Annotated in this window: 9 protein-coding genes; 7 read left to right on the top strand and 2 right to left on the bottom strand. The window is 54.5% G+C overall.

Going from position 1 to position 9,429, the window contains the following annotated elements; genetic code table 11:
* Positions 1 to 18: 18 nt before the first annotated feature.
* The 7 genes from alsS to rbsR all read left to right on the top strand — a co-directional run bounded on the left by alsS (position 19) and on the right by rbsR (position 7,675).
* Positions 19 to 1,698: an acetolactate synthase AlsS gene (alsS, locus tag NG42_RS16865; protein WP_052901189.1), complete on the top strand. Its 1,680-nt coding sequence runs from the start codon at positions 19 to 21 to the stop codon at positions 1,696 to 1,698.
* A gap of 159 nt (positions 1,699 to 1,857) precedes the next feature.
* Positions 1,858 to 2,277 (top strand): D-ribose pyranase, encoded by a 420-nt coding sequence (rbsD, locus tag NG42_RS16870; protein WP_052901192.1) that lies wholly within the window; start codon positions 1,858 to 1,860, stop codon positions 2,275 to 2,277.
* 7 nt (positions 2,278 to 2,284) lie between these two features.
* Entirely contained in the window at positions 2,285 to 3,796 is a 1,512-nt protein-coding gene (rbsA, locus tag NG42_RS16875) for a ribose ABC transporter ATP-binding protein RbsA (protein WP_052901196.1), read from the top strand.
* Positions 3,793 to 4,764: a ribose ABC transporter permease gene (rbsC, locus tag NG42_RS16880; RefSeq protein ID WP_052901198.1), complete on the top strand. Its 972-nt coding sequence runs from the start codon at positions 3,793 to 3,795 to the stop codon at positions 4,762 to 4,764. The genes rbsA and rbsC overlap by 4 nt, the downstream gene beginning before the upstream one ends.
* A gap of 29 nt (positions 4,765 to 4,793) precedes the next feature.
* Positions 4,794 to 5,675, top strand: a complete 882-nt coding sequence (rbsB, locus tag NG42_RS16885) for a ribose ABC transporter substrate-binding protein RbsB (RefSeq protein ID WP_156322123.1) — start codon at positions 4,794 to 4,796, stop codon at positions 5,673 to 5,675.
* Between the two features lie 63 nt (positions 5,676 to 5,738).
* Positions 5,739 to 6,668 (top strand): ribokinase, encoded by a 930-nt coding sequence (gene rbsK / locus NG42_RS16890; RefSeq protein WP_052901201.1) that lies wholly within the window; start codon positions 5,739 to 5,741, stop codon positions 6,666 to 6,668.
* Positions 6,669 to 6,673: 5 nt separating this feature from the next.
* Positions 6,674 to 7,675 (top strand): ribose operon transcriptional repressor RbsR, encoded by a 1,002-nt coding sequence (gene rbsR, locus NG42_RS16895; RefSeq protein WP_206541915.1) that lies wholly within the window; start codon positions 6,674 to 6,676, stop codon positions 7,673 to 7,675.
* On the opposite strand, the gene mdtD is transcribed toward rbsR, so the two are convergent.
* The gene (mdtD, locus tag NG42_RS16900; protein ID WP_052901206.1) at positions 7,672 to 9,075 is read right to left on the bottom strand and encodes a multidrug transporter subunit MdtD; all 1,404 of its coding nucleotides are present in this window, start codon (positions 9,073 to 9,075) and stop codon (positions 7,672 to 7,674) included. The genes rbsR and mdtD overlap by 4 nt on opposite strands.
* A gap of 9 nt (positions 9,076 to 9,084) precedes the next feature.
* Positions 9,085 to 9,279 carry a hypothetical protein gene (locus tag NG42_RS16905; RefSeq protein WP_052901209.1) on the bottom strand — a complete coding sequence of 65 codons (195 nt, stop codon included), beginning with the start codon at positions 9,277 to 9,279 and terminating at the stop codon, positions 9,085 to 9,087.
* Positions 9,280 to 9,429 lie beyond the last annotated feature (150 nt).

Genomic DNA, 9,429 nt, shown 5'->3' on the forward strand with positions numbered 1-9,429 from the left:
ACCAGAAACGGAGAGCATATGAAAACGGCGACTGATATCCGGCAGTGGGCCCATGGGGCCGATCTGGTGGTAGCGCAGCTTGAGGCGCAAGGGGTGAAACAGGTGTTTGGCATTCCGGGTGCCAAAATCGATAAAGTGTTTGATTCGCTGGTGGACTCCACCATTGAAACCATTCCGGTGCGCCATGAAGCGAATGCTGCCTTTATGGCCGCTGCGGTAGGCCGTCTGACCGGTAAAGCGGGCGTGGCGCTGGTCACTTCCGGTCCTGGCTGTTCGAATCTGATTACCGGTATGGCGACCGCCACCTCAGAAGGCGATCCGCTGGTGGCTATCGGCGGCGCGGTAAAACGTGCGGACAGTGCCAAGCTGGTCCATCAGAGTATGAATACCGTCGGCATGTTCCAGCCGGTGACCAAATACGCGGTTGAAGTCACTGCGCCGGATGCGCTGGGCGAAGTGTTATCCAATGCTTTTCGTAGCGCCGAACTAGGGCGGCCAGGCGGGGCTTTTGTCAGCCTGCCGCAGGATATTGTTGATCAGCCGGTGCGTGGCAACGTGCTGAATCATCGCGGCAATGTGTTGCTCGGCCCGGCACCGGACAGCGCCATTGAAGCCGTATCCCGTAAAGTTGCTGAAGCCAAAAACCCGGTGATACTGCTGGGATTAATGGCCAGCCAGCCGGATAACGCTGCGGCGTTGCATCGCCTGCTTGAGCGCAGCCATATTCCGGTGACCAGCACTTATCAGGCGGCCGGTGCGGTTTGCCAGTCACACTTTTCGCGCTTTGCCGGGCGTGTCGGCTTATTTAACAACCAGGCCGGTGACCGTTTGCTGCGCCAGGCGGATCTGATTATTACCGTCGGCTACAGTCCGGTGGAGTATGAGCCGGCGATGTGGAACAGCGGTAGCGCCACGCTGGTGCATATAGATGTGATGCCAGCAGAAACCGACAACTGCTATCTGCCGGATGCCGAGCTGGTGGGTGATATTGCCGCGACGCTTGATAAACTGGCGCGGCGCATCAACGCGCCGCTGCAACTCAGCAGTGCGTCGGCGGAAATCCTGCAAGATCGGCAGACGCAACGTGAGTTACTGGCGCTTCGCGGCCATCAGCTCAGTCAGTTTGCCTTGCATCCGTTGCGCATCGTGCGGGCGATGCAGGACATTATTAACAGTGATGTCACGCTGACCGTCGATATGGGCAGTTTTCATATCTGGATAGCGCGTTACCTGTATAGCTTCCGGGCGCGCCAGATTATGATTTCCAATGGCCAGCAAACCATGGGCGTGGCGTTGCCGTGGGCGATTGGTGCCTGGCTGGTTGATCCGAGCCGTAAGGTGGTGTCGGTGTCCGGTGATGGCGGGTTTATGCAGTCGAGCATGGAGCTGGAAACCGCGGTGCGACTGAAGGCGAATATCCTGCACATTATCTGGGTCGATGATGCCTACAATATGGTGGCAATGCAGGAAGAGAAGAAATATCAGCGGGTTTCCGGAGTAAAATTTGGCCCGATTGATTTTAAAGCCTATGCCGAGGCGTTTGGCGCTGCGGGTTTTGCGGTAGAAAGTGCCGATGCGCTGGAGCCAACGCTGCGCAAAGCCATGGATGTGGCGGGCCCGGCGGTGGTGGCGATACCGGTAGACTATGCCGACAATCACTTACTGATGGGGCAACTGCACCTGAGTCAGCTGCTGTAATCACCACGTTAATGCCTTAGGTTTAGTGCCTAAGGCAAATTTTTCCTGCCGCCAGCGAAACGTTTCGATGGCGATCACACTTCTTTCATATCCCCGTTGTTTTCCGCTGTGCTTTTTTTACACTGCCGGTCAGCGAAACGTTTCGCTCTGGAGTGGAAAATGAAAAAAGGCAGCTTACTGAATTCTGATATTTCTTACGTGGTGTCCCGACTGGGGCATACCGACAGCCTGGTGATCGGCGATGCCGGTCTGCCGATTCCTGCTGGCCCGCAACGCATTGATTTAGCGCTGACGCACGGTATTCCTGGTTTTATCCAGGTCACTGAAGCCGTAACGAAAGAGATGCAGGTAGAAAGTGCCATCATTGCGGAAGAGATTAAGCAGCACAATCCGCAGCTTCATAGCGAGCTGGTCGCTCTGCTCGAAAACGTGCAACAACTTCAGGGAAATATTATCTCCATTAGTTACACCAGTCATGAACAGTTCAAACAACAGACTCAGCGTAGTCAGGCGGTCATTCGCAGTGGGGAGTGTTCTCCCTATGCGAATGTCATCCTGTGCGCTGGCGTGACCTTCTGAGGCTGGCATGCAACCGTTACTGCAACTGAAAGGCATTGATAAATCTTTTCCGGGCGTCAAAGCCCTCTCCGGTGCCGCACTGTCGGTCTATGCTGGCCGCGTGATGGCGCTGGTGGGTGAAAACGGTGCCGGTAAATCCACCATGATGAAAGTGCTAACCGGGATTTATGCCCGCGATGCCGGTTCGCTGCAGTGGCTGGGCGAAGAGACCCGTTTTAGTGGTCCGAAAGCCTCGCAGGAAGCCGGGATTGGCATCATTCATCAGGAACTTAACCTGATTCCTCAGCTCAGCATCGCGGAAAATATTTTCCTCGGACGCGAATTCGTTAATCGTTTTGGCCGCATTGAGTGGAAGAAAATGTATGCCGCCGCCGATGCGCTGCTGCAACGGCTGAATCTGCGCTTTAACAGTCATAAGTTGGTCGGTGATTTATCGATTGGCGATCAGCAGATGGTAGAAATCGCCAAAGTGCTCAGCTTTGAGTCGAAAGTGATCGTGATGGACGAACCAACCGATGCGCTGACCGATACCGAAACGGTCTCGCTGTTCCGCGTCATCAATGAGCTGAAAGCGCAGGGCTGCGGCATCGTCTATATCTCGCATCGCATGAAAGAGATCTTTGAGATTTGCGATGACGTAACGGTATTTCGCGACGGCCAGTTTATCGCCGAACGCACAGTTGAAAGCCTGAGCGAAGAGTCGCTGATTGAGATGATGGTGGGTCGTAAGCTGGAAGATCAGTATCCGCGCCTTGATAAGGCTCCGGGTGAGGTGCGCCTGAAGGTGGAGAATCTCAGCGGGCCGGGTGTGGAAAATGTCAGCTTTACCCTGCGTAAAGGCGAAATTCTCGGTATCGCGGGCCTGATGGGCGCGGGCCGGACTGAACTGATGAAAGTGCTCTACGGTGCGCTGCCGCGTACCGGCGGTAAAGTGACGCTTGATGGTCGCGATGTGCAAACGCGCTCGCCGCAGCAGGGCTTATCCAATGGCATCGTCTATATCTCCGAAGATCGTAAACGCGATGGCCTGGTGTTAGGCATGTCAGTGAAAGAGAACATGTCACTGACCGCGCTGCGCTACTTCAGCCACGCCGGTGGGCGACTGAAGCATGCCGAAGAAGTCATGGCGGTCAGTGATTTTATTCGCCTGTTTAAGGTGAAAACGCCGTCGATGGAACAGCCGATTGGCCTGCTCTCCGGCGGTAATCAACAGAAAGTGGCGATCGCCCGCGGCCTGATGACCCGACCAAATGTATTAATACTCGACGAACCGACGCGTGGCGTTGATGTCGGGGCGAAGAAAGAGATTTATCAGCTCATCAACCAGTTTAAAGAAGAGGGGCTGAGTATCATTTTGGTGTCGTCGGAAATGCCGGAAGTGCTCGGCATGAGCGATCGCATTCTGGTGATGCATGAAGGCCGCCTGAGCGGCAATTTCCCGATTGAACAAGCCACGCAGGAAGCCCTTATGGCTGCCGCTGTGGGTAAGCAACACAGCGAGGAGTTAGCACATCTATGAGTACTCAAACCTTACCGGCACGTCGCCGCTTTTTTAGCAAAGCGTGGCTGCTTGAGCAAAAGTCGCTGATTGCCCTGCTGGTGCTGATCGCGATCGTTTCCAGCCTCAGCCCGAACTTTTTTACCGTCAATAACCTGTTCAACATTCTGCAGCAGACCTCTGTTAACGCCATTATGGCGGTAGGAATGACGCTGGTGATCCTTACTTCCGGTATCGATTTGTCGGTCGGCTCGCTATTAGCGCTGACCGGTGCGGTGGCGGCATCGCTGGTCGGGCTGGAGGTGAATGCGCTGGTGGCGGTCGCGGCTTCGCTGGCGCTGGGCGCGTTTATCGGCGCGATCACCGGCACGATTGTCGCCAAAGGCAAGGTGCAGGCGTTTATCGCCACGCTGGTGATGATGTTACTGCTGCGCGGCGTCACCATGGTTTATACCAATGGTAGCCCGGTCAATACCGGCTTTAACGAGAACGCCGATCTGTTTGGCTGGTTTGGTATTGGTCGTCCGTTGGGTATTCCGACGCCGATCTGGCTGATGGCCGGGGTATTTTTGCTGGCATGGTACATGCTGCATCACACCCGTTTAGGTCGTTACATTTATGCGTTAGGCGGGAATGAAGCGGCGACTCAGCTGTCCGGCATTAATGTTAATCGGGTAAAAATCATCGTTTATTCACTGTGCGGCATGCTGGCGGCACTGGCGGGGAGCATTGAAGTCGCGCGTCTCTCTTCCGCACAACCGACGGCCGGTACGGGTTACGAGCTGGATGCGATTGCGGCAGTGGTGCTGGGCGGTACCAGCCTGGCAGGCGGTAAAGGACGGATTGTCGGTACGCTAATTGGTGCGCTGATCCTTGGCTTCCTGAACAACGGGCTGAATTTATTAGGTGTTTCTTCCTACTACCAGATGATCGTTAAAGCAGCGGTCATTTTGCTGGCGGTGCTGGTGGATAACAAAAGCAGTAAATAACTCTCTATACCTGGACAGGAAATAACATAATGAAAATGAAAAAACTGACTGCACTTGCCGTACTGCTCAGCGCCACCCTCAGCGCCAACGCGCTGGCAAAAGACACCATTGCGTTGGTGGTGTCCACATTAAACAATCCGTTCTTTGTTTCACTGAAGGATGGCGCACAGAAAGAAGCCGACAAACTGGGTTATAACCTGGTGGTTCTGGATTCACAGAACAACCCGGCGAAAGAGCTGGCTAATGTGCAGGATCTGACCGTACGTGGCGCGAAGCTGGTGCTGATCAACCCAACCGATTCTGATGCTGTTGGTAACGCAGTGAAAATGGCGAACCAGGCGAATATCCCGGTTATTACCCTCGACCGCGTAGCGGCGCAGGGCAAGGTTGTCAGTCATGTCGCCTCCGATAACCGTTTCGGTGGCAAAATGGCCGGTGACTTTATCGCGAAGAAAGTAGGCGAAAGCGCCAAAATTATCGAACTGCAAGGGATTGCCGGTACTTCTGCGGCGCGTGAGCGCGGTGAAGGCTTTAAACAGGCCGCCGATGCGCACAAATTCGCTATTCTTGCCAGCCAGCCTGCTGACTTTGACCGGACTAAAGGTCTGAACGTTATGCAGAACCTGCTGACCGCGCACCCGGATGTGCAGGCAGTCTTCGCACAGAATGATGAAATGGCACTGGGCGCGCTGCGTGCATTGCAAACTGCCGGTAAATCTGATGTGGTGGTAGTGGGCTTCGACGGTACCGATGACGGTGTGAAAGCCGTTGAAGGCGGCAAACTGGCCGCGACCGTGGCTCAGATGCCGGAGCAGATTGGCGTTATCGGTGTGCAAACCGCTGATAAAGTGCTGAAAGGCGAAAAAGTGCAGGCGATCAATCCGGTAGACCTGAAGCTGGTCACCAAATAAATCAAAGAAAAGCAGGCACAGCGCCACCTTATCTGGTGGCGCACTTTTTGGGACGATTGAGTTATGACGAAAACCGGTAAACTGGCTGTTCTTGGCAGCATCAATGCGGATCACATCCTTAATCTGGCGCAGTTTCCTCGTCCGGGTGAAACGGTGATCGGTACGCAGTATCAGGTCGCTTTTGGCGGTAAAGGCGCGAATCAGGCGGTGGCTGCCGGTCGCAGCGGCGCGGATATCGCCTTTATTGCCTGCGTTGGCGAAGATGATATTGGTGAGCGTGTGCGTAAACAGCTGGCAACGGACCGCATTGATATCACGCCGGTTGAAGCGGTGGCAGCTACCGCGACCGGCGTGGCGCTGATTTTCGTCAATGGTGAAGGTGAAAACTCGATTGCAATTCATGCGGGTGCCAATGCGGCGTTAACCCCTGAGCGTGTCACCGCTCATCAGCAAACTATTGCCGATGCATCGGCGTTGCTGATGCAGCTCGAGTCGCCGCTGGAGAGTGTGCTGGCGGCCGCGCGCATTGCCCGTCAGCATCAGACACAAGTTATCCTGAATCCGGCACCGGCAACGCAGCTTTCCGATGAGTTGCTGTCGCTGGTTGATATGATCACGCCGAATGAAACCGAAGCCGAGATTCTTACCGGCATTCCTGTCAGCACTGATGACGATGCCGCTCGTGCCGCTGCGGTGCTGCATAACAAAGGGATCGGGAAAGTGCTGATTACCCTCGGCAGTCGCGGTGTCTGGCTGAGTGATAACGGACAAGGTCAGCGTATTGAAGGCTTCCGGGTGAAAGCGGTGGATACCATTGCCGCGGGCGATACCTTTAATGGTGCATTGCTTACCGCGCTGCTGGAAAAGCAGCCGATGGCAGAAGCCGTGCGTTTTGCCCATGCTGCGGCAGCAATTGCAGTGACGCGCCACGGTGCACAGCCTTCCGTTCCGTGGCGTGAAGAGATTGATAGCTTCTTGCAGCAGCAGGAGTAAGTTCGTTGGCCACGATGAAAGATGTCGCCCGTTTAGCGGGCGTTTCTACCTCTACGGTTTCGCACGTCATTAATAACAATCGTTTTGTTAGTGACGCAGTGCGCGAAAAAATCGATGCCGCTATCAGGCAACTGAACTATGCGCCCTCGGCGCTGGCGCGCAGTCTTAAACTCAATCAAACCCGTACCATCGGTATGTTGCTTACCGCCAGCAGTAACCCGTTTTATGCGGAAGTGGTGCGTGGGGTAGAAAATAGTTGCTATGAACGCGGTTACAGCCTGGTGCTGTGTAATACCGCTGGCGATGAAGAGCGCATGAACCGTAGCCTGGAAACATTGCTGCAAAAGCGTGTCGATGGCTTGCTAATTATGTGTACTGAAAGCCATCTGCCTTCCGCCGAAATCCTGAATCGCTATCCCACTATTCCTTCTGTGATGATGGACTGGGCACCGTTTGAAGGCAGCAGCGACATTATTCAGGATAATTCGTTGCTGGGTGGCGAGATGGCCACCGACTATCTGATCTCGCGCGGTTATACCCGCATTGCCTGTATTGTTGGCCCGCTGGATAAAACCCCGGCGCGATTGCGCCTTGAAGGGTATAAGCGAGCAATGGCGGCGGCGGGGCTACCTGTACTGCCCGGCTATATTGTTGACAGTGATTTTGAGTTTCAGGGCGGCTATAACGCCATGAATCAGTTACTGACGTTGAGTGAAGTGCCGCAGGCGGTATTTACCAGCAACGATGCCATGGCAGTCGGGGTTTATCACGCGCTGTATCAGGCCGGATTATCGGTGCCGCAGGATGTGGCGGTCATCGGCTACGATGATATTGAACTGGCGCGTTATCTGACGCCGCCATTAACCACCATTCATCAGCCAAAAGATGAGTTAGGGGAACTGGCCATCGATACGCTGATTCATCGGCTGGCCGATCCCGGCGCCAGCCAGCAAACGCTGGTGCTGACGCCGGAACTGGTAGAGCGTGCATCGGTCGCTGAACGTTAAGCCTTCTTGCTGCGCTTTTCACGATCGGCAATCAGATGACGGCCATCGCCGGGTTTCAGCAGCATAAAGACCAGCGCAGACAGCATAGTCACCACTCCCATGGTCAGGAAGGTGTAATGGAAGTTCTGCACGGTGGTGCCGTCGAAATTCTCATACATCCGCAATACCGCAGCACTGACCGCCACACCAAAGCCGATCGCCAGCTGTTGTGTGACCGCCAGCATGCTGTTGCCGCTGCTGGCATTCTCATCAGTCAGGTCTGCCAGGGTAATGGTGTTCATGGCGGTGAACTGCGTCGACATCGCCATACCTAATATAAAGAGTGGAATGACTAACATCATGACTCCCATTCCCGGTGTTTGCAGCGAGAAGGTGGTAATCAGCAGACCAATGATGACGGTAATCGAGACCAGTGTTTTGCGATAGCCGAACCAGCGCAATACCTGAGTCACGGTGGATTTCGCGACTATTGAGCCGAGTGCGGTGGGAGCCATCATGCAACCTGCCAGAATCGCCGAGTAGCCAAAACCAACCTGTAACATCAGCGGCATCAGAAACGGGATACAGCCGGTTCCCAGTCGCGAGGCTATATTGCCGATGATGCCAACCGAGAAGGTGCGAGTTTTAAACATCGGCAGACCAATCAGCGGCATTGGGTGTCGACGCGCATGTCCTATATAGAAGAGAAGCAGCACAATACCACTCAGCAGCACCGCCGCCGCAATCCATCCGGCAACAATCCTCTCACCAAACAGCTCGATGCCGCTGGTTATCAGCACCAGACCTAAACCAAACAGCAGAAAGCCGAGCAGGTCGAAGCGACGGCGGGGCGTGGTGAAGTCCGGCATATATTTCCGCGCATAGATAATGCCGGCGATACCAATCGGAATATTAATCAGGAAGATCCAGTGCCAGGTGGCGTAGGTGACCAGCACGCCGCCCAGCATGGGGCCAAGAATCGGGCCGACCAGACCCGGCATGGTGACAAAGTTGAGTACCGGCAGCAGTTCACTACGCGGATAAGCACGCAATAACGCGAGTCGGGCGACCGGCATCATCATGGCACCACCAATGCCCTGCACAATGCGTGAAATCACCAGCATGCTTAAGGAGCCTGACAGCGCGCAGGCCAGCGACCCCAATGTAAAGAGAGAAACCGCCACGATAAACACTTTGCGCGTACCGTAACGGTCGGCCAGCCAGCCGCTGACCGGAATCAGCATCGCTACGGTCAAGGTATAGCTGATAACGGCAGACTGCATTGCCAGCGGAGAACGATCAAGACTCTGCGCGATAGCCGGTAAGGCGGTATTCAGGATAGTGGCATCCAGTGCCTGCATAAAGAATGCCATTGCGGCAATCCAGGGAAGACCGGCCATACTGCGCGCGGATTTGATCATTGAGCATCCTTATTCTTCTATATAAAGCATCAAGGGGCGTCGGGATTTATTATTATCAGCAAGAATAGCATCTTCTTTCTCTGCACAATTATCCGTAAATGTCTGCATCAGGCGGCGGTTTGGTTGAAAATCAGCCGAAATCAGGGCGTTTTTGCCGCTTTTGCTGGAAATTAAATCAGTCAGAAAGTTTTTTTCAATAAACACTTGTCACCCGTCAGAAACTCCCTATAATGCGCCTCCACTGACACGGAACAACGGCTTACAGGCCACCGGGTCGGAAGGTTCAGTAAGATGAACCGCCGGAGAAAAACTTCTGAAAAAGAGGTTGACTCTGAAGGAGGAAAGCGTAATATA

The sequence above is a fragment of the Winslowiella iniecta genome, assembly GCF_001267535.1.
Taxonomy (GTDB): Bacteria; Pseudomonadota; Gammaproteobacteria; order Enterobacterales; family Enterobacteriaceae; genus Erwinia; species Erwinia iniecta.

Bases quoted from the DNA above. Each gene is read 5' to 3' on its own strand.
- alsS (WP_052901189.1), top strand. From the start codon at position 19: ATGAAAACGGCGACTGATATCCGGCAGTGGGCCCATGGGGCCGATCTG.
- rbsD (WP_052901192.1), top strand. From the start codon at position 1,858: ATGAAAAAAGGCAGCTTACTGAATTCTGATATTTCTTACGTGGTGTCC.
- rbsA (WP_052901196.1), top strand. From the start codon at position 2,285: ATGCAACCGTTACTGCAACTGAAAGGCATTGATAAATCTTTTCCGGGC.
- rbsC (WP_052901198.1), top strand. From the start codon at position 3,793: ATGAGTACTCAAACCTTACCGGCACGTCGCCGCTTTTTTAGCAAAGCG.
- rbsB (WP_156322123.1), top strand. From the start codon at position 4,794: ATGAAAATGAAAAAACTGACTGCACTTGCCGTACTGCTCAGCGCCACC.
- rbsK (WP_052901201.1), top strand. From the start codon at position 5,739: ATGACGAAAACCGGTAAACTGGCTGTTCTTGGCAGCATCAATGCGGAT.
- mdtD (WP_052901206.1), bottom strand. From the start codon at position 9,075: ATGATCAAATCCGCGCGCAGTATGGCCGGTCTTCCCTGGATTGCCGCA.